We start from the raw sequence: 18665 nt of genomic DNA, 5'->3' as shown, positions 1-18665 counted from the left end.
GCCCGGCCGCTGCGCGGAGCCGTCCCCTCCCCGCCCCTTCCCGAAACCGGTGGGCTCCGCCCCCGGAGCCCCCGCACCGCCGCTGCCGCGACGGTCGCCTCAAACGCCGGCGAGGCTGGGTATGCCGGGTACGACAGGCCCCCCGGCCGGCCGAGGACCGACAGCGGGGCCGGGGACCCGGCGCAGGGGCCGGGAACCGGCGCCGGGGGCTGACGGACGGGCCGAGGGACCGACGGACGGACCGACGGACCGGCCGGGGACCGACGACGGGGCCGGAGCCCGACCGCGGGTCCGGGGACCCGACGGCCAGGCCGGGGGCCAAGCGGCTGCCGTCGGACGGCAGGGGGTCAGCTGAAGATGATCATGGAGCCTTGGCCCAGGCTCCTCGTGGCCGCCGCGTGCAGCCCCAGCCAGACGTGGCGTTCGCGGGCGAAGGGGCTGTCGTCGTAGGGGATGGGGCCCGCGGGCTCCTCCAGGGAGGTGGGGCGGCCGGGGGGTGCCGGCGGGGCGGGCGGGTTGCCCGGGTCGATGCCGATCACCGGCGCCACGAACTGCAGCTCCCGCAGCAGCCCCTGCGCCGAGCCCAGCGGTCCCCCGCCGGCCAGCAGCTCCTCGGTCGCCAGCGGCACCTGGAAGTCCACCGGGACGTACGCCCCCGCGTGGTCGTAGTGCCAGACCAGGTGGGACTGCTGGGCGGTGGCCTCGAACATCTCCAGCAGCTGCTCGTAGTCGCCGCCGAGCTCGTCCACCGGGGTCACCGGCAGCCCGCACAGGTGCAGCAGGTACGCCCGCCGCAGGAAGTGCAGGGCGTCGTAGTCGAAGCCCGCCACCGGTGCGACGTCGCCCGAGAGCCCGGGCATGTAGGCGAAGACCGGTACGGCCGGCAGCCCGGCCTCGGCCAGCGCCCGGTCGTACGCGGAGATCTCCTCCGCGAAGGGGTTGTCGGGGCTGTGGCACAGCACGTCGACAAGGGGGACCAGCCACAGGTCACAGGCCACACGGGCTCCCATCGTTGTCCGCCGATCGCCACAGCGTAGTGCGCCCGGCACCCCGCGCGAAGGGGTCCGGAACAGGTCCGTGCGCACCGGACGGAACCCGGCCGGAGGCCGCACCCCCACCGGAAGAAGGGTGCCCCGGCCGACCGCGTCTACTCGAACCGGGCCGCCGCGGCTACTCGGGTTCTGGGAAGGGGCCCTTCCAGATCCAGACGTCCTCGACCTTCTGCGGGGGGCGTCCCAGCAGCTTGGTGACCGTGTCCCGCAGTTCCAGGGCCCGTTCCTGGTCCTGGGGCAGCACCAGCAGGCCCGCCTTCCACCAGCGCAGGTCCTTGCGGGCCTGGGCCTGCCAGGCCGGGCCGATGTGCGGGGCCGGCTTCCCGTACCGGACGTCCGAGAGCATGTTGGAGGTCCAGCGCGGGGTGGCGCCGTAGATGCCCATCCGGTCCGGTCCCCAGGGCCCGTTGAAGTACCCGCCGGGCATCCGGAAGCCCAGGCCGGCCTCGACCTGCCAGTGCAGGGCGTCGGATCCGGCCGGGTCCGGTACCGGGACCGGGACCAGCGACCGGCCCTCGGGCAGGTACTGCCGCCAGGTGCCGTCCGCGATGAAGGCCGGTACCGGCGCCCGGTCCCGCACCGGGAAGGGCGTCGGGACGATCGGCAGCAGCGCCGCCGCCACCGCGACCATCCCCAGCCGCCGCTGCCGCACCTCCGGCAGGGCCAGGATCCGGTCCGCCCCGAGCGCGACCAGCACGCCGAGCGCGGGCGCGCACACCATGCCCACCCGTCCCTCGATCACCGACTCGAAGAGGGGCTGGTGGGCCAGCAGCCGCCAGGGGCCGGGCGCGACCAGGTCGGTGCCGGGGATCCGGATCCGCTGGCCCAGCGAGAGCCAGGCCGCGCCCAGCGCGGTGACCGCCAGCGCCTTCACGGCGGCCCGCCGCCACTGCCACCAGGCGACCGCCGCGCAGAGCGCGATCAGCGGCCAGCCGTAGAAGGCGTTCTGCTCGGTGCGGTTCAGGGCCAGCTTGTCGGCCTGCGCCTCGTCCCCGAAGAGCGAGCGCTGGGCGTACTCCACGAACGCCCGGGGGCTGTTGCCGGCCGCGTCGCCGTGCAGCACCGAGTGGTAGCTCTGCGGCCCGAAGAACTGCCAGTACAGGGGGAAGGCGACCAGCGGCAGCGCGACCAGCGCGGCGATGCCGAGCCCCTTGAGGAGCGGCCGGGCCGCCGCCCGGGCCGTCCGGGGGTCGGCCACCGCGTACGCCGCGGCGAACAGCAGCATGCCGACCGCCGCGAGCAGGAACGGTTCCTCGCCGAGGAACACCTGGTACGCCGCGAACAGCCCGAGCAGCACCCCGTCCCGCCGGACCCGCCGCCCCCCGCACAGCCGCAGCGCCCGGTCCACGATCAGCGGGATCATGAAGAGCACGCAGAAGTTCGGGTGCGCGTTGGCGTGCGAGACCATCGGCGGCGCGAAGGCGGCCAGCGCCCCGCCCAGCGCGGCGGCCCAGCGGCTCGCCACCAGCCACCGCCGGATCAGCCAGTACCAGGCCAGCGCGGTGCCGGCCAGGCCCAGCGTCAGCACCAGCGCCCAGGTCAGCCCGGGCCCGAAGGCCAGCGTCACGGGCGTCAGGGGCACCGACAGCCCGAGCATCACCGTGTTCGCCATCAGGTTGACCCCGTCGGGCATCCCCTGGAGCGTGGTGAAGAGCGGATTGCGCAGGTGGGAGACGTTGTCGGCGGTGACCGCGAAGAACCACTCCCACTGGTTCTGGTCCGAGCCGGAGTCGGCGAGGTAGTGGCTGCCCACCCCGGCCCACAGCCCCTTGTAGAGCAGCAGCGAGCCGAGCAGGTAGAGGCCGGCGACGGCCAGCGTGCCCGCCTTCAGCCGGGCCAGCTCGCCGAGCACCTTGAGGTAGTCGGCCGGCCTGACCTTGGAGCCGTCCTGGTGCGACCAGCGCACCGGGACCTCGGCCACCGGCCAGCCCTGCCGCCGGAAGTACTGCAGGATCTCGACGTCGATGCCCCAGCCGTCCAGCCGGGAGGCCCCGAAGGCGGCCCGCGCGCGGTCCCCCTCGAGCAGCTTGAAACCGCACTGGGTGTCCCGGACGCCCGGTACCGCGACGGCGCGTATCAGCCGGTTGCCGGCCCGGCCGAGCAGTTCGCGCAGCCGTCCCTGGTGGTGCTCGATCCGGGAGTCGGGGTGGGCCCGGGAGCCGATCGCGGCCTCCACGCCCTGCTCGGTGAAGGCCTTCTCCAGGTGGCCCAGCTCCTCGACGGGGGTGGCCAGGTCGGCGTCCGTGAGCAGCACCCGGCGGCCGGTGGAGGCCAGCACGCCCCGGCGCAGGGCGTCGCCCTTGCCGCGGTTGCGGTCCGTGCCCACCAGCCGGATCCGCGGCTCGGCCGCGGCGGCGGCCCGTACCAGGTCGGCCGTACCGTCCGTGGAGCCGTCGTCGGCGACGATCAGCTCCCAGGCGCCGGGCCCGGTGCCGAGGTGGGCGTCGAGGTGGGCGCGGAGGGCTTCGAGGGTGGGCCCGATCCGGGCCTCCTCGTCGTACGCGGGGACGACCACGCTCAGCTCGACGGGGCCCAGCCAGCGGCCCGGGGGGCCCGCCGCGGGGCCGGGCGCCGCCGCCGGCTCGGGGGCGGCCGGGCCCGGGGCGCCGACGGTGGCGCTCACGCGCCGGCCACCTTGTCGAGGCCGAGGCCGTCGGCCCAGGTCAGACCGTGTTCGTTGTACTCGTGCACCAGGCGGCGGACCTCGTCGGCGTCCCCGCGGGTCACCGCGTCGACCAGCTCGCCGTGGCCGCACCACAGCCCCTCCCGCAGGTCGGGCTGGCGCAGCAGGTAGGGGACGGAGAAGACCCAGCACTGCACCCGGATGCGGTGCAGGAACTCGGAGATGTAGACGTTGCCGACCAGGCCGCTGAGCTCCCGCCAGAAGCGCAGGTCGTAGCCGATCAGTACCTCGAGCGAGCCGCTGAGCGCGGCCCGCCGGGCCTCGTCGGCGCGGCGGCGCACGGACACCAGGGCCTCGCCCGCGCCGGGTCCGGAGCCGCGCTCGGCGAGCCGCCGGAATATCCCGTCCACCATCAGGGTGCGGGCCTCGACCATGGTGCGGAAGTCGTCGACCGTGAAGATCCGTACGCGGAAGCCGCGGTGCTGGACGGACTCCAGCAGCCCCTGGGCGGCGAGGTCCACCAGGGCCTCGCGGACCGGGGTCGCGGAGACCTCGTACTGCTCGGCGATCTGCTTGACGGTGAACTCGGTGCCGGGGGGCAGCCGGCCCGCGAGCACCTCGTCGCGCAGCGCGTCCGCGATCTGCTGACGAAGGGTGTTGCGGGTGACAGCGCCGCTGCCGGCCATGGGGTCCGTCTCCTTTGTAGGGCTTCGGACACCTTAGGCCAGCCGGGGCAGCAAAGCGCGGGACGGTCTGCGCGGATATCGTGCAGACCGTCCCGCTTCGGAGTCGGGCCGGATCCCCGGGGGACCGGCCGGAATCAGCCTGCGGTGGTGTGGCGGTCGGCGACCGTCAGCGCCTCGTCCAGCAGGGCGAGGCCCTCCTTGGCCTCCGCCTCCGTGATGTTGCAGGCGGGGACCACGTGCGTGCGGTTCATGTTGACGAAGGGCCACAGGCCCGACTTCTTGCAGGCGGCCGTGAACTCCGCCATCGGTGCGTTGTCGGCACCCGCGGCGTTGTAGGGGACCAAGGGCTCGCGGGTCTCCTTGTCCTTGACGAGCTCCAGCGCCCAGAAGGTTCCCAGGCCGCGCACCTCGCCCACCGACGGGTGCCGCTCGGCGATCTCCGCCAGGCCGGGGCCGAGGACGTGCTCGGAGAGGTGGGCGGCGTGCTCGACGATGCCCTCCTCCGCCATGGCGGTGATGGTGGCGACCGCGGCACCGCAGGCCAGCGGGTGACCCGAGTAGGTCAGGCCGCCCGGGTAGGGGCGGTTCGCGAAGGTCTCGGCGATCTCCGGGGAGATCGCGACCCCGCCGAGCGGGACGTAGCCGGAGGTGACGCCCTTGGCGAAGACCAGCAGGTCGGGGGTGATGTCCCAGTGCTCGGCGGCGAACCACCGGCCGGTGCGGCCGAAGCCCGCCATGACCTCGTCCAGGATGAAGACGATGCCGTACCGGTCGCAGAGCGCGCGCACCCCCGCCAGGTAGCCGGGCGGCGGGATCATGATGCCGGCGGTGCCGGGCACGGTCTCCAGGATGATCGCGGCGATCGAGGCGGGGCCCTCGAAGGCGATGGTGTCCTCGAGGTGCGCCAGGGCGCGCTCGCACTCCTCGGCCTCGGTGGTGGCGTGGAAGGGCGAGCGGTAGAGGAACGGCCCCCAGAAGTGCACGACGCCCGCGGCGCCCTGGTCGGAGGGCCAGCGGCGGGGGTCGCCGGTCAGGTTGATCGCGGCCGAGGTGGCGCCGTGGTACGAGCGGTAGGTGCTCAGGACCTTGTGGCGGCCGGTGTGCAGCCGGGCCATCCGGACGGCGTTCTCGACGGCCTCGGCGCCGCCGTTGGTGAAGAAGATCTTGTCGAGCTCGCCCGGGGTGCGCTCGGCGATGAGGCGTGCGGCCTCGGAGCGCGACTCCACGGCGAAGCCGGGGGCCAGGGTGCAGAGCTTGGCGGCCTGCTCCTGGACGGCCGCGACGACCTTGGGGTGCTGGTGGCCGATGTTGGTGTTGACCAGCTGGGAGGAGAAGTCGAGGTAGCGGTTCCCGTCGTAGTCCCAGAAGTACGACCCCTCGGCCCCGGCCACGGCGAGCGGGTCGATCAGGGCCTGGGCGGACCAGGAGTGGAACACGTGAGCCCGGTCGGCGGCCTTGACGGCCGCGCCGGTCTGCGGATCAGGCTGAGGGGTCATGCGTGCAGGGTAGGAGTGCGCAGGTGGGAGCCGGTATCGGCGTCCTGTAAGCCCACGAGGGGGCCGCCTCGGCAGAGTGTCTGCCGCGACGGCCCCCTCGGGTCGCTCTCCCCCCGTGGGAGAGCGGTCTGCGGGGCCCCGTCCCCCTGGGGCCGCTGACTGGTCCGGCCGGCGCCGGCGGTTCGGCCGGCTCCACGGCACACGTTATGGATCTTGCATCCGCGGACCGTCCGGACCGTGTCACGGGCCTGTGACAGCCCGGGGCGGGCCGGGCTCGCAACTGAACGGGGGCCGGGGGCGTCTTCCGGACTGCGGACGGCCGGAATCCGTGGGTCCGGGCTATCGTCGGGCCGGTCGGCACATCCTGGGGGGAGGGACCGATCGGCCATGGACCAGCTGGCGTTCGGTGATCCGCAACAGATAGGCGACTACCGGCTGTTGGCGCGGCTGGGCGCCGGGGGCATGGGACAGGTCTTCCTGGCCCGCTCCGCGCGCGGCCGGACCGTCGCCGTGAAGCTGGTGCACGAGGACCTGGCCCGGCAGCCGGAGTTCCGCGACCGCTTCCGCCGCGAGGTGGCCGCCGCCCGCCGGGTGGGCGGCGAGTGGACCGCGCCGGTGCTCGACGCGGACACCGAGGCCGCGGTGCCCTGGCTGGCCACCGGCTACGTGGCGGGCCCGGACCTGCGGACGGTGGTGGGCCGCACGCACGGTCCGCTGCCCGGGCGCTCGGTGCGGATCCTGGCCGCCGGACTCGCGCACGCCCTCCGGGACGTGCACGCGGCGGGACTGGTGCACCGCGACCTGAAGCCCTCCAACGTCCTGGTCACCCTCGACGGCCCCCGGGTGATCGACTTCGGGATCGCCCGGGCGCTGGACGAGGACGAGCACGGCAAGGGCTGGACCCGCACCGGGGAACTGATCGGCTCGCCCGGCTTCCTGGCCCCGGAGCAGGTCCGCGGCGAGCCGGTGACCGCCGCCTGCGACGTCTTCTGCCTCGGGTCGGTCCTCGCGTACGCCGCTTCGGGGGTGCTGCCCTTCGGCGAGGCGGGCGGGGCGGGCGCCGGGCCGGCCGCGCTGCTGCTGCGGATCGCGGAGGCGGAGCCGGAGCTGGCGGGCGTACCGGAGCCGCTGCGGGGGCTGGTCCGGGACTGCCTGCACAAGGACCCGGGGGCCCGGCCCACCCCGGCGGACGTACTGGCGCGGGTGGGCGCCGGGGAGACCGTCGCGGACGGCAAGGCCCTGGAGCCCTGGCTGCCCGCGCCGCTGGTGGCGCAGCTGGGCCGGCACGCCGTCCGGCTGCTGGACCGGGAGGACGCCGGACCGGTCCGCGAGACGGTGATCGTCCCGGAGCCGGGCTCCGCCCCCGCGGCACCGGACCGGCCCGCCGTGCCCGCCGTACCCGCCCAGCGGACCTCCGCCCCGGCGCCCGTGGCACCGTACGGACCGGGCGGGTACGGGGCCTACGGCCCGAGCCCGGGCGCCTTCGGCGGCCCGGCGGCCGGCGACCGGCCCGGCGGCACGTACCCCGGTCCGTACGGGTACGGGTACGACGACGCCGCCGACGGGACCGCGGCGCCGGAGGCGGACGGCCGGCGGACCGGCTCGACCGTGTTCCTGGTGACCGTGGCGGTGGTCGTCGCGGTGCTCACCGGCGGCTCGGTCTGGGCGTTCATGAACGACCGGCACCCCGACGACGGCCCGGTCCCGGCCCCGACCGCCGCCCGATCGCCGGGCCCGGCCGGCACCGGGTCCACCGGCGGGACCACTGGCGGCGTGGGCGCCGCGGCCGGCGGGATCCCCGAGGCCTACCTCGGGAGCTGGCACAGCGCGGCCCGCACCTGGCGCCTGGAGCTGCGGGCGGGCGCGGTGGGCGAGCAGGTCATGACCCTGACCAAGACCGATCCGGCGTACACCTGCACCTGGACCGCCGCGCTCCGCTCGGCCGGTCCCCCGGTCGAACTGGCCCCCTCGCAGGTGGCCTCCGGCGACCCGGCCACCTGCGGCCCGGGGCCGTGGAGCCGTCTCACCCTGCGCCCGGACGGCACGCTGGAGCGCGAACTGGTCGACAGCGGCAAGCCCCCGCTGCGCTACGTCCGGGACCGGTAGGCGTGTCCGGCCGGCCGGCGCCGGTCCGTCCCACGGGCTACCGGAGGCCCCGGGGTAGTCCTCGAGGAGGAGGCCGGGAAATCCGCTCGGGGCCCGACGCGGGGGACCGCGGCGGCCGCCTACGGTTCGTGGTGTGACCGAGAAATCCACCGGGGGGACCCGGACCCAGACGATGCCGCCGCCCGAGGTGCGGATCGCCGCGGGCCTGCTGGGCAGCCTGCGCAAGGACCTCTTCACCGACGCCTTCGCCTTCCGCCCGCTGGGCCCGATGGCCACGGACGGACCGCTGGCCCGGATGCTCCCGGACCGGATCCGCCCGTACGCCGCCTGGACCCCGCACGCGGTGGTGCTGGGCGCGGCCCTCTTCGCGGTCTGGCTGGCCTGGGTGTTCGGCGGCTACATGATGGGGCCGGACACCTGGGCGCTGACCGGGCTGATGCCCGCCGCGGCGGTGGCCACCACCCTGCTGCGCCCGGTGGGGGCCTGGTGGCTCTCGCTCGGGGTGGTGAGCGTGCTCTCCTCCGTGAACACCGGCAGCGGGCTCTGGCCGTGGACGCCGCCCTGCCTGTTCGCGCACCTCACGGTGATGGTCGTGGTCTCGCTGCGGACCAACCGCCGGGTCGCGGGCTGGATGTGGCTGCTGTCGGTGCTGGCCGGCGCGGTGCTGGTGGCCTTCGGGAACGACTACGGCACCGGCTCGAACGTCACGCAGATGGCCTTCGTCTCCGCCCTGGCCCTGCTGGTCGTCGCGGTCTGGCACATCCGCAAGGAGGCCACCCAGGAGGTGACGGCCCAGCAGGTGGTCACCGCCGTGGAGCGGGACAAGCGCACCCTGCTGGAGGAGCGCACCACCATCGCCCGGGAGCTGCACGACGTGGTCGCGCACCACATGTCGGTGGTCGCGATCCAGGCGGAGGCGGCCCCCTACCGCGTGCAGAACCCGCCCCCGGAGCTGGAGCAGGCCTTCGTCACCATCCGGGAGAACGCCGTGGCCGCGCTGACCGAGCTGCGCCGGGTGCTGGGCGTGGTCCGGTCCGCGGACTACGAGGCCCCGGAGGCCCCGCAGCCCACCCTGGCCTCGCTGGAGGCCCTGCTGGCCAACGTCCGCGAGGCGGGGCTGCCGGTGGAGAAGGCCGTCACCGGTGCGGTCCGGGAACTGCCCCAGGGCGTGGAGCTGTCGGCCTACCGGATCATCCAGGAGGCCCTGAGCAACACGCTGCGGCACGCGCCGGGATCGGGCGCCACGGTGGAGATCGGCTATGTGCTGGGCGGCCTGGGCCTGCGTATCGTCAACGGTCCCCCGACGGGGGACGTCCGGCCCTCGCCGGGCGCGGGACACGGCATCACGGGAATGCGGGAGCGGGTGGCGATGCTCGAGGGCGAGATGACCGCCGGGACCACCGAGGACGGCGGTTACGAGGTCGCGGTGTTCATACCCGTGCGCCCGCGGGCCGACGAGGACGGCGCATGACGATCAAAGTCCTCATCGTGGACGACCAGATGATGGTCCGCGAGGGATTCTCGGTCCTGCTCGGTGCGATGCCGGACATCGAGGTGGTCGGCGAGGCGGTCGACGGCCGGGAGGCCATCGCCCAGGTCGCGGCGCTGCGGCCGGACGTGGTGCTGATGGACATCCGGATGCCGGTGCTCAACGGCCTGGAGGCCACCCGCGAGATCGTCGCGGCGGACGCGGACGCCAAGGTGCTGGTACTGACCACCTTCGACCTCGACGAGTACGTCTACCAGGCGCTGCGGGCCGGGGCCTCGGGCTTCCTCCTCAAGGACGCCTCGGCCCGTCAGCTGGCGGACGGGGTACGGGTGGTGGCCTCCGGGGAGGCGCTGCTGGCCCCCTCCGTGACCAAGCGGCTGATCTCGGAGTTCTCCAAGCTCTCCGAGGTGTCGCGGCCCGCGGACCGGACGTCGGTGGCCGAACTGACCGACCGGGAGACGGAGGTGCTGGTGCTGATCGCCCAGGGCCTGTCCAACGCCGAGATCGCCGACCGGCTGGTGATCGCCGAGTCCACGATCAAGACGCACGTGAGCCGCATCCTGGTGAAGCTGGGCCTGCGGGACCGCACCCAGGCGGCCGTCTTCGCCTACGAGGCCCGCCTGGTGACCCCGGGCTGAGCCGTCCGGCGGCCGGTGGCGGGGTAGCGTCGGGGCATGGACGATGCCGCTGTGTTCGATCCGTGGTCGGCCGCTTTCGTCGCGGACCCCTATCCCGCCTACGCACGGCTGCGCCGGCAGGGCCGGGCGGTGTGGTTCGAACCGACCGGGCAGTGGCTGATCCCGCACTACGACGACGTGAGCGCGCTGCTGCGGGACCGCCGGCTGGGCCGGACCTACCTGCACCGCTTCAGCCACGAGGAGTTCGGCCGGACCCCGCCGCCCCCGGAGCACGAGCCCTTCCACGTCCTGAACGGCAACGGCCTGCTGGACCTGGAGGACCCGCACCACGCGCGGGTGCGGCGGCTGGTGGCCAAGGCCTTCACCCCGCGGATGGTGGACCGGCTGGCGCCGACCGTGCGGCGGATCGCGGGCGGGCTGGTGGACGCGCTGCTCGCCGAGGGCGGCGGGGACCTGGTCACCGCGGTGGCGGAGCCGCTGCCGGTGGCCGTGATCGCCGAGCTGCTGGGCGTGCCCGAGGCGGACCGGGGGCTGCTGCGGCCCTGGTCGGCCGCGATCTGCGGGATGTACGAGCTGAACCCGGGCCCGGAGACCGCCCGCGCCGCGGTCCGCGCCTGCGTCGAGTTCGACGCGTACCTGCGGGAGCTGATCGCCGAGCGGCGGCGGGAGCCGGACGCCGACCTGATCTCCGCCCTGATCGCCGCCCATGACGAGGACGGGCGGCTGACCGAGCAGGAGATGGTCTCCACCTGCGTGCTGCTGCTGAACGCCGGGCACGAGGCGACGGTCAACACCACGGCGGGCGGCTGGTGGACGCTCTTCCGCCGGCCGGACCAGCTGGCCGCGCTGCGGGCCGACCCGGCGGCGGTGTTGTCCACAGCTGTGGAGGAGCTGATGCGGTTCGACACGCCGCTCCAGATGTTCGAGCGGTGGGTGCTGGACGACATCGAGGTGGGCGGCACGGTCATCCCGCGCGGCTCGGAGGTGGCGCTGCTCTTCGGCTCCGCCAACCGCGACCCGGCGCGGTTCGCCCGCCCCGACGAACTGGACCTGGTCCGCACCGACAACCCGCACATCACCTTCGGCGCGGGCATCCACTACTGCCTGGGGGCCCCGCTGGCCAGGCTGGAGCTGGCCGCGTCCTTCGGCGCGCTGCTGGCGCCGGAGGTCCCGCCGATGCGGCTGGTGAAGGAGCCGCGGTGGCGGGAGGGGTACGTGATCCGGGGGCTGGACGAGCTGCTGGTGGAGTTCTGAGGCGGCCGCGGACACACCGGCCACCGGGGCCGGCCTCCCGGGCCCACGGCCCGGGTCCGGCCTCCCGGGCCCGGCGGCCCCGGCCCTACCGGGGCAGGGTCAGCCCCCAGGCGCCCGGGCGCAGGGTCCAGGTACGGCGGCGGACCGGGCCGGTGACCCGGTGGTCGGCGCGGTAGCGGAAGTCCGTGCCCGAGACCGTGACCGAGCGGGCCCGGGCCGTCAGCGGCTCCCGCGAGCCGCCGGTGTGCACGGTCACCTCGACCAGGCCCCCGCGGCCGGCCAGCGAGAGGTCCCGCACCGGCCGGTCCACATCGCTGATCAGCACGCCGTCCGCCTCCACCCGCAGCCGGTACCCGGCGTGCCCGCCGACCGGCGGCCGCACCAGCGTCCGCACCAGGGAACGGCAGGCGCTCCACAGCGAGGGCCCCGGCGCCCCCGCCGGGGCGACCTCCCGGACCGGCCCGGGGCCGGCCCCGGCCTCGCCGTCCGGTCCCGGCCCGGGCGCGCCCGGGCCGCCGAGCGGCGGGATCCGCAGGCCGCCCAGCACCACGCCGTCGCTGTCGTCGACCAGCAGGTCCATCGGGTGCACCACGCCGTCCAGCGCCGCCCGGGCGCCCAGCACCGCACTGCCCGGCACGCCCAGTGAGCGGGCCACCGCCAGCGCCCCCGGAGACCCCACCGGGACCAGCGAGAGCGCCCCCTCGCCCAGCTCCCGCTCCCGGTGCAGCAGCGCGACCGCGCGCGCCAGCGCGCCGTCGTCCCCCACGATCACCGGCCGGCGATGGCCCCGGCGGGCGAGCGCCCGCGCGAACTCCTCGGGGCCCTCGGGGAGGCAGATCTTGGCCGCCGCCCCGGCGCTCAGCACGTCCTTCGCGATCCGCACGGACTCGCCGTCCAGGCGGCGGGCGACCGGGTCGACCAGCACGAGCAGGCCGGCCTCCGCCGCGCCCGCACGGCTCATGGTGGGCTCTGGAGCCGACACCTCGGTCCTTCCTCGGGTAGCATCTTTGTGCAAGAGCCCCTTGCGCTATTGCGCCAGGGGCTTCGTCTATTCCGGGGCAACCGGTCCGACGGCTCAGCCTGCGGTGTACATCGTCGTACGCCCCCTGACCTTGGACATGCCCCATCCGGAAGAGGTGTACGCCTGTGCCCGCTCTTGTGCTGCTCGGAGCCCAGTGGGGTGACGAGGGCAAGGGAAAGGCCACCGACCTCCTCGGTGGCTCCGTCGACTACGTGGTCCGCTACCAGGGCGGCAACAACGCCGGCCACACGGTCGTCGTAGGCGACCAGAAGTACGCCCTGCACCTGCTCCCTTCCGGCATCCTCACCCCTGAGTGCACCCCGGTCATCGGCAACGGCGTCGTCGTCGACCCGGCGGTCCTGCTCTCCGAGCTGCGCGGTCTCAACGAGCGCGGCGTGGACACCTCCAAGCTCCTGATCAGCGGCAACGCCCACCTGATCACGCCGTACAACGTCACCCTCGACAAGGTCGGCGAGCGCTTCCTCGGCAAGCGCAAGATCGGCACCACCGGCCGCGGCATCGGCCCGACCTACGCCGACAAGATCAACCGCGTCGGCATCCGGGTCCAGGACCTCTACGACGAGTCGATCCTCACCCAGAAGGTCGAGGCGGCGCTGGAGGGCAAGAACCAGCTGCTCGCCAAGCTCTACAACCGCCGCGCCATCGAGGCCGGCGCGATCGTCGAGGAGATGCTCCAGTACGCGGAGCAGATCAAGCCCTTCGTCGCCGACACCACCCTGATCCTCAACAACGCGCTGGACGAGGACAAGGTCGTGCTCTTCGAGGGCGGCCAGGGCACCCTGCTCGACGTCGACCACGGCACGTACCCCTTCGTGACTTCCTCGAACCCGACCGCGGGCGGCGCCTGCACCGGCACCGGCGTGGGCCCCACGAAGATCAGCCGCGTCATCGGCATCCTCAAGGCCTACACCACCCGCGTCGGCGCCGGTCCGTTCCCGACCGAGCTGTTCGACCAGGACGGCGAGGACCTGCGCCGCATCGGCGGCGAGCGCGGTGTCACCACCGGCCGCGACCGCCGCTGCGGCTGGTTCGACGCGCCGATCGCGCGCTACGCCACCCGTGTGAACGGCCTGACCGACTTCTTCCTCACCAAGCTGGACGTGCTGACCGGCTGGGAGGAGATCCCGGTCTGCGTCGCGTACGAGATCGACGGCAAGCGCGTCGAGGAGCTGCCCTACTCGCAGACCGACTTCCACCACGCGAAGCCGATCTACGAGACCCTGCCCGGCTGGTCCGAGGACATCACCAAGGCGAAGACCTTCGCCGAGCTGCCGAAGAACGCGCAGGCGTACGTGAAGGCCCTCGAGGAGATGTCGGGCGCCCCGATCTCCGCCATCGGCGTCGGCCCCGGCCGCACCGAGACCATCGAGATCAACTCCTTCATCTGATCGACCGGGATCCGGTCGAAGGCGCAGGACGAGAAAAGGGTGGGCCCCGCCGTGCGGCGGGGCCCACCCTTTTCCGTTCCCGGTGACGCGCGGCGTCAGTTCGAGAAGTACATGTACTGCCAGGCCGAGAGGGTCGTGGAGTTCACGTAGTCGCCCGAGCCGACGTTGATGTAACCCGAGCGGACCCGGGCCCGGATGCCCGATTCACGGGGGGCGCCGAACCGCACGGCGGCCCTGCCGTCGGTGCCCAGCTTGAAGTACTCCGGGTTCGCCGCGTGCCAGCGGCCGCCCGAGTAGACCTCCAGCTCGAAACGCGCCTTGCGCCCGGGGTAGTAGGTCATCGTGCTGGTCGCCACCGGCGAGGTGGTCTTGTGGAACCAGCGGTACGAGACCCCGCCGATGGCCGCCGTCTTGTAGTGGCCGCTGAGCGAGGTGGCGACCTTGACCTTGGCGAGCGCGGTGATCGTGACCTTCTTGGGCGCGTACCTGGCGTCACCGGCGAAGGACGCGACCACGGTGGTGTCCCGGGTCATCGTCAGCCGCACGCCGATGTTCCCGCGCGCGTCCACCAGCGCCCGGTGCATCAGCTTGTTGGGCTTGTCGCCGCCGAAGGGGTCGGCCCAGAGCTCGACCGTGCGGTTCTTGTACGTCGGGCCCAGGTGCGCGATGAACCAGACCTGCGCGCCGTACTCGAAGGTCTTGTTGTTGTTGCCGAGGGTCAGGGTGGCCGCGGCCCTCGAGACGGTCACCGGGAAGGAGGCCTGGGCGGCGGCGTACGCGTCGTCACCGGCGTACCCGATCCGGTACGTGACCTGGCCGCCGGCCGGCGGGGTGTCCTTGACGCTGAACGCTCCCTTGGCGTCCAGCTTCACCGGGGGCAGCGCCTTGCCCTGGGGAGACTCCATGTCGGTCCGGGTGACCGTCACCGGCGTCCCGGCGGGCAGCGGCAGGTTCGCGCCGATCCGACCGGTCAGGGTGAGCGCGGCGCCACGGGCGGCGGTGGCCGGTCCGGTCAGGGTCGCCGTCGTCTCGTAGCGGCGCGGGTGGTCGAGCACGCTCAAGAGGGTGCTCACCCCGTCCCACTGGTCGTTCCCGGCGAACAGCGCGCCGCCGTCCGGTGCCCAGGCGAGCCCGCGCCGGGCCACGCCGGACTGGGAGGAGAGCTTGCGCAGGCTGGCCGGCTTGTCGGCGCCCCGGCTGAAGACCGTGAGATCGGCGTTCTCCCCGAAGCCGTCGGAGCCTGCGGCGACGGTGCCGTCGGGGGCGACAGCGACGCTGCTCGGCTGCTCGGCCATCGGGTAGGAGCCGATGCGCTTGAGGTCCGAGAGCCGGTACTGGACGATCCCGTGGTCCGAGCCCGCCACGAACAGGCTGGCGCCGTCGGGGGCGAAGGCCGCGTCGTAGTAGAAGCCGCCCTTCTCCTCCTGCACGCTGACGGCGGGGGCGGTGCCGGTGGTGTCGTAGACCATCATCGGACCCGAGCTGATGCCGTGGTCGAGGGCGACGAGCCGGCCGGGTGCCTTCGGGTCGGTGCGCAGCAGCGGCGGGCCGGCGAAGTTGCGGCCGGCCTGCTCGTCGCTGTACTTCGTGATGACGGGTGCGTCCTGGCCGGCCGGGTCGATCGAGCCGAGCCCGGCGTCCCACTGGTCGCCGAAGGAGAACCAGACGCGGCCCTGCTCGCCGACCGCGACCTGGGACGGCTCGGAACGCTCGCCGGTCGGGTAGGAGGCGGTCACCTTGAGGGTGGCCGTGTCCACGGCGACGATCTTGTCGGCGCCCCGGACGGCCGCGTAGAGCGTGGCCGAGTCGCGGCTCAGCGCGAGGTCGCTCACGTACGGCAGGTCGGGGACCGACCCGACGACCTTGCCCGCGAAGTCGGTGACGACGATCGACTGGCCGCCCCCGGCACTGACGAAGACCCGGTGGTGCACGCCGTCCGCGACGACGTCGCTGGCCCGGCTGACGGGTATCTCGGTGTGGCTGTCGGCCGCGGCCGGACCGGCCGCGAGCACGGCCGAGCCGAGGACGGCTCCCAGTGCCGTCGCGGCCGTGAAAGTGCGCGTACGCACGATGTGTTACCCCCCTGAACGGCCCGTCCCTGACGGGGCGGGCGCTATGACGCGGCCGCCGCCCCGGGCAACGCCGCCCGGTCCGGGCGGTGCGCGGGCGCGCGACCGTGCCCGCAGGCTACGGCATGCATTTCGGCCAACCGCGGGGGGGAGGGGCGGCCGGAACGGGCTCGGCGGGTCTTGTGGGGTGCTCCACCGCCAGCTATCTTGCATTGCATGATTCCTGGCAACGCAAGGAATGAAGAGACCTCCGGTCGCGTGCCCAGTCAGCTCCGCAAGGGGGTGCTGGAGTACTGCGTGCTCGCGGTGCTCCGCGAGGGACCCCGCTACGGCGTGGAGATCCTCGACGAGCTGGCCGCGGTCTCCGTCATGACCACCAGCCAGGGCACGATCTACCCGCTGCTGTCCCGGCTCCGCCGGGACGAGCTGGTCGACACCGAGCTGCGCGAGTCGCCCCAGGGCGGCGCGCCCCGGCGGTACTACGTCCTGACCGACGCCGGCCGCCGGGCGCTCGCCGAGTTCGCGCAGGGCTGGCCGCTCTTCCGCGACGGCGTCGACCACTTCCTGACCCACACCCACGGGGAGCGTTCATGATGACCACCGAACACCCGCTCGTCCGGGACTACCTCGCGGCCGTCGCCGCCGAGACCGAAGCGCTGCCGGCCGAGCGCCGCACGGAACTCCTGGCCGACCTGCGCGAACACATCGAGTCCAGCGGCGAGGCCGGGGACGAGGCGCGGATCCGGGAGGTCCTGGGCCGGCTCGGCGACCCGCGCACGGTCGCCGCCTCCGCCTTCGCCGAGGAGCTGCCGCGCGCGGCGGCCCCGACCCGGACGGCCCTGGTGGCGCAGAAGTCCGGCCTGACCCGGGTCACCGTCGTCCTGCTCGCCGTCAGCGGCCTGCTCTGCCTGACCAACGCCGCCGTCGGCGGGGTCACCCTGCTGGTGGGCCTCGGCCTGCTCTGGACCTCGCCGGCCTGGGACGGCCGCCGCAAGGCCCTCGGCACCGCGACCAGCGCGGGCACCCCGCTGCTGGCGCTGACCGGCGGACTGCTGCTGGCCGGCCGGGTGGGCGCCCTGGAGCTGCTGCTCCTGATGGCGGCGCTGCTGGTGGTCCCGCTCTGCGGGGCGGTCTCGCTCTCCCGCGCGGCCCGGGCCTGATCCCCTCGGGGGGCGGCCGGAGCCTGGACCTCCTGGGGGTGCGGCCCGGCCGGCCGAGGTCACCAGGCCAGCTGGGCGATCTCCTCGGCGACCACCGCGGCCGCGTCCGCCGCCGGATCGATCAGCGGGAAGTGGCCCACCCCGTCGAGCAGGGTCAGCCCCACCGTCTCGCCGGCCTGCGCGGCGGCGGCGACGTACGACTCCGCCACCGCGGGCGGGACGACGATGTCCGTCCGGCCCTGCACCACGGTCGTGGCGATGCCGGTGGGCAGCAGCCGGGCCGGATCGGCGGCGGCCAGCCGCCCCTCGAACCGCTCCGGCCCGCCCAGCAGCTGACCGCAGGCCCCGCCGCAGACGCCCAGCTCCTCCGCGACCGTGAAGTCCGCGATCGGCGCCAGCGCCACCACCCCGCGCAGCTGCGGCGGCCCGGCCAGCCGCCAGGGCGAACCGGCCGGCAGCACGTGCCGGGCCGCCGCCCACAGGGCCAGGTGCCCGCCCGCCGAGTGCCCGGTCACCACGGTCCGCCGCAGATCGGCGGCGGGCAGCGCGGCCGCGGCCAGCCCGGGCAGCGCGTCCATGGCGGCCGCCACGTCGTCGAAGGTCTCCGGCCAGCGGCCGGCCACCGGCCCCTCCGCGCCCTGGTGCGGTACGGAACTCCCGCGCCGGTACTCGACGTTGGCCACCGCGAAGCCCTGCCGGGCCAGGAGGTCGACCAGCGGCGTGATGTGCGCCCGGTCGTAGGGGGCGCGCCAGGCGCCGCCGTGCAGCACCACGACCAGGGGGGCCGTCGCCCCGGCCGGGGCGCGGGGGGCGTAGAAGTCCACGACCTGGTCGGGGTGGTCGCCGTACGCCGCCGTGGCGTCCGGGGGGACCCGCGGGTGCGAGAAGGCTGACGCCGCTTCTTCGGCGTCCCGTTCCACGGCGGGGTCCGTCATGCGGGTGCCTTTCGGGTGCGGGCCGGTGGGTTGCCCGTGGGTACGGGTGCCCTTCGGTACGGGTCCGTGGGTACGGGTGCCCGTCGGTACGGGTGCCCGTGGGTACGGGAGCCCCGTCGGCACGGGAGCCCGTACGTACGGGTCCGTCGGTACGGGAGCCCGTCGGACGGGTGCCCATGGGTACGGGTCCGTGGGTACGGGTGCCCGTACCGGGCGGGCAGCGGGACGCTATCAGGATCCGCTGGACCGTTCGGTCGGGGTGGGGCCGTCGGGCGCGGCGGGGTGGCCGCCCCGCAGGGCTGCGGCCTGGGTGGGGGCCGGTGGGGGGGTGGCCGCTGCGCGGAGCCGTCCCCTCCCCGCCCCTTCCCGAAACCGTGGGCTCCGCCCCCGGACCCCCGCGCCTCAAACTCCCCCAGCTACCGCTGGGAGGTGCACCCAGCGAGGCTGGAGGTGCCGGACCCACCCGGCAAGGCTGGACAGGCCACTCCCCCACCACGCCGTACCTGTACGCCCCGCGACGGGCGGTCGGGATGTGTGGGGAGCGGTGCTGGGGGCACCTCCCAGCGGTAGCTGGGGGAGGGGGTGGCAGGCTGGACCGGAGGCAGGCCCGGGCCTGGGACGGCCCGGAGGGCCACGGCGAAGCCGCGAAGTCCCAGGGGTGGGCCTGCCGCAGGGCCTGCAGGCCGCCCCCGTCAAGCGACGCGGGGACCCACACATCCCGACCGCC

At 74.4% G+C, this 18665-nt stretch carries 14 protein-coding genes; 7 read left to right on the top strand and 7 right to left on the bottom strand.

Annotation, left to right across the window (positions count from 1 at the left end):
• Positions 1 to 347: 347 nt before the first annotated feature.
• The 4 genes from AB0O40_RS34240 to AB0O40_RS34225 all read right to left on the bottom strand — a co-directional run bounded on the left by AB0O40_RS34240 (position 348) and on the right by AB0O40_RS34225 (position 5857).
• A complete protein-coding gene (locus tag AB0O40_RS34240; protein ID WP_365049525.1) occupies positions 348 to 998 on the bottom strand; it encodes a hypothetical protein in 651 nt (216 codons plus the stop codon).
• Positions 999 to 1170: 172 nt separating this feature from the next.
• Positions 1171 to 3588 carry a dolichyl-phosphate beta-glucosyltransferase gene (locus tag AB0O40_RS34235; protein WP_365049531.1) on the bottom strand — a complete coding sequence of 806 codons (2418 nt, stop codon included), beginning with the start codon at positions 3586 to 3588 and terminating at the stop codon, positions 1171 to 1173.
• 83 nt (positions 3589 to 3671) lie between these two features.
• Entirely contained in the window at positions 3672 to 4361 is a 690-nt protein-coding gene (locus AB0O40_RS34230; RefSeq protein WP_365049523.1) for a GntR family transcriptional regulator, read from the bottom strand.
• Between the two features lie 134 nt (positions 4362 to 4495).
• A complete protein-coding gene (locus tag AB0O40_RS34225) occupies positions 4496 to 5857 on the bottom strand; it encodes an aspartate aminotransferase family protein (protein WP_365049521.1) in 1362 nt (453 codons plus the stop codon).
• 387 nt (positions 5858 to 6244) lie between these two features.
• Here AB0O40_RS34225 and AB0O40_RS34220 point away from each other — a divergent pair, with 387 nt between their 5' ends.
• The 4 genes from AB0O40_RS34220 to AB0O40_RS34205 all read left to right on the top strand — a co-directional run bounded on the left by AB0O40_RS34220 (position 6245) and on the right by AB0O40_RS34205 (position 11344).
• Positions 6245 to 7963, top strand: a complete 1719-nt coding sequence (locus AB0O40_RS34220; RefSeq protein ID WP_365049520.1) for a protein kinase — start codon at positions 6245 to 6247, stop codon at positions 7961 to 7963.
• Between the two features lie 172 nt (positions 7964 to 8135).
• On the top strand, positions 8136 to 9434 hold the full coding sequence (locus AB0O40_RS34215) for a histidine kinase (protein ID WP_365049529.1): 1299 nt from the start codon (positions 8136 to 8138) through the stop codon (positions 9432 to 9434).
• Positions 9431 to 10090 (top strand): response regulator transcription factor, encoded by a 660-nt coding sequence (locus AB0O40_RS34210; RefSeq protein ID WP_365049518.1) that lies wholly within the window; start codon positions 9431 to 9433, stop codon positions 10088 to 10090. Before AB0O40_RS34215 ends, AB0O40_RS34210 begins: the two co-directional genes overlap by 4 nt.
• Before the next feature lie 36 nt (positions 10091 to 10126).
• Positions 10127 to 11344, top strand: coding sequence for a cytochrome P450 (locus tag AB0O40_RS34205; protein WP_365049516.1), 1218 nt, complete (start codon positions 10127 to 10129; stop codon positions 11342 to 11344).
• Positions 11345 to 11429: 85 nt separating this feature from the next.
• On the opposite strand, the gene AB0O40_RS34200 is transcribed toward AB0O40_RS34205, so the two are convergent.
• On the bottom strand, positions 11430 to 12305 hold the full coding sequence (locus tag AB0O40_RS34200) for a diacylglycerol kinase (protein ID WP_365049527.1): 876 nt from the start codon (positions 12303 to 12305) through the stop codon (positions 11430 to 11432).
• Positions 12306 to 12490: 185 nt separating this feature from the next.
• On the opposite strand from AB0O40_RS34200, the gene AB0O40_RS34195 reads away from it, so the two are divergent.
• On the top strand, positions 12491 to 13774 hold the full coding sequence (locus AB0O40_RS34195; protein WP_365049514.1) for an adenylosuccinate synthase: 1284 nt from the start codon (positions 12491 to 12493) through the stop codon (positions 13772 to 13774).
• A gap of 95 nt (positions 13775 to 13869) precedes the next feature.
• Here AB0O40_RS34195 and AB0O40_RS34190 read toward each other — a convergent pair whose 3' ends face one another.
• Positions 13870 to 15843: an Ig-like domain repeat protein gene (locus AB0O40_RS34190; protein WP_365049512.1), complete on the bottom strand. Its 1974-nt coding sequence runs from the start codon at positions 15841 to 15843 to the stop codon at positions 13870 to 13872.
• Between the two features lie 216 nt (positions 15844 to 16059).
• Here AB0O40_RS34190 and AB0O40_RS34185 point away from each other — a divergent pair, with 216 nt between their 5' ends.
• Together AB0O40_RS34185 and AB0O40_RS34180 are read left to right on the top strand one after the other, a co-directional pair.
• Complete coding sequence (locus AB0O40_RS34185) at positions 16060 to 16437, top strand: PadR family transcriptional regulator (RefSeq protein WP_365049510.1); 378 nt, start codon at positions 16060 to 16062, stop codon at positions 16435 to 16437.
• Positions 16434 to 17003, top strand: a complete 570-nt coding sequence (locus AB0O40_RS34180) for a hypothetical protein (protein WP_365049508.1) — start codon at positions 16434 to 16436, stop codon at positions 17001 to 17003. The genes AB0O40_RS34185 and AB0O40_RS34180 overlap by 4 nt, the downstream gene beginning before the upstream one ends.
• Before the next feature lie 59 nt (positions 17004 to 17062).
• Here the strand turns inward: AB0O40_RS34180 and AB0O40_RS34175 are convergent, their stop codons facing one another.
• Positions 17063 to 17938 (bottom strand): alpha/beta hydrolase, encoded by an 876-nt coding sequence (locus tag AB0O40_RS34175; RefSeq protein ID WP_365049506.1) that lies wholly within the window; start codon positions 17936 to 17938, stop codon positions 17063 to 17065.
• Positions 17939 to 18665: the final 727 nt, after the last annotated feature.

It is taken from the genome of Streptomyces sp. NPDC089919 (genome assembly GCF_040684615.1).
Classification (GTDB): domain Bacteria; phylum Actinomycetota; class Actinomycetes; order Streptomycetales; family Streptomycetaceae; genus Streptomyces.
The sequence above is the reverse complement of the archived record's forward strand: the minus strand, read 5'-3'. Positions and strand labels throughout refer to the sequence as shown.

What these genes read in the sequence shown, in the direction of transcription:
- AB0O40_RS34200 (WP_365049527.1), bottom strand. Translation starts at nt 12,305, where the DNA reads ATGAGCCGTGCGGGCGCGGCGGAGGCCGGCCTGCTCGTGCTGGTCGAC.
- AB0O40_RS34205 (WP_365049516.1), top strand. Translation starts at nt 10,127, where the DNA reads ATGGACGATGCCGCTGTGTTCGATCCGTGGTCGGCCGCTTTCGTCGCG.
- AB0O40_RS34215 (WP_365049529.1), top strand. Translation starts at nt 8,136, where the DNA reads ATGCCGCCGCCCGAGGTGCGGATCGCCGCGGGCCTGCTGGGCAGCCTG.
- AB0O40_RS34230 (WP_365049523.1), bottom strand. Translation starts at nt 4,361, where the DNA reads ATGGCCGGCAGCGGCGCTGTCACCCGCAACACCCTTCGTCAGCAGATC.
- AB0O40_RS34210 (WP_365049518.1), top strand. Translation starts at nt 9,431, where the DNA reads ATGACGATCAAAGTCCTCATCGTGGACGACCAGATGATGGTCCGCGAG.
- AB0O40_RS34220 (WP_365049520.1), top strand. Translation starts at nt 6,245, where the DNA reads ATGGACCAGCTGGCGTTCGGTGATCCGCAACAGATAGGCGACTACCGG.
- AB0O40_RS34175 (WP_365049506.1), bottom strand. Translation starts at nt 17,938, where the DNA reads ATGACGGACCCCGCCGTGGAACGGGACGCCGAAGAAGCGGCGTCAGCC.
- AB0O40_RS34225 (WP_365049521.1), bottom strand. Translation starts at nt 5,857, where the DNA reads ATGACCCCTCAGCCTGATCCGCAGACCGGCGCGGCCGTCAAGGCCGCC.
- AB0O40_RS34185 (WP_365049510.1), top strand. Translation starts at nt 16,060, where the DNA reads ATGATTCCTGGCAACGCAAGGAATGAAGAGACCTCCGGTCGCGTGCCC.
- AB0O40_RS34180 (WP_365049508.1), top strand. Translation starts at nt 16,434, where the DNA reads ATGATGACCACCGAACACCCGCTCGTCCGGGACTACCTCGCGGCCGTC.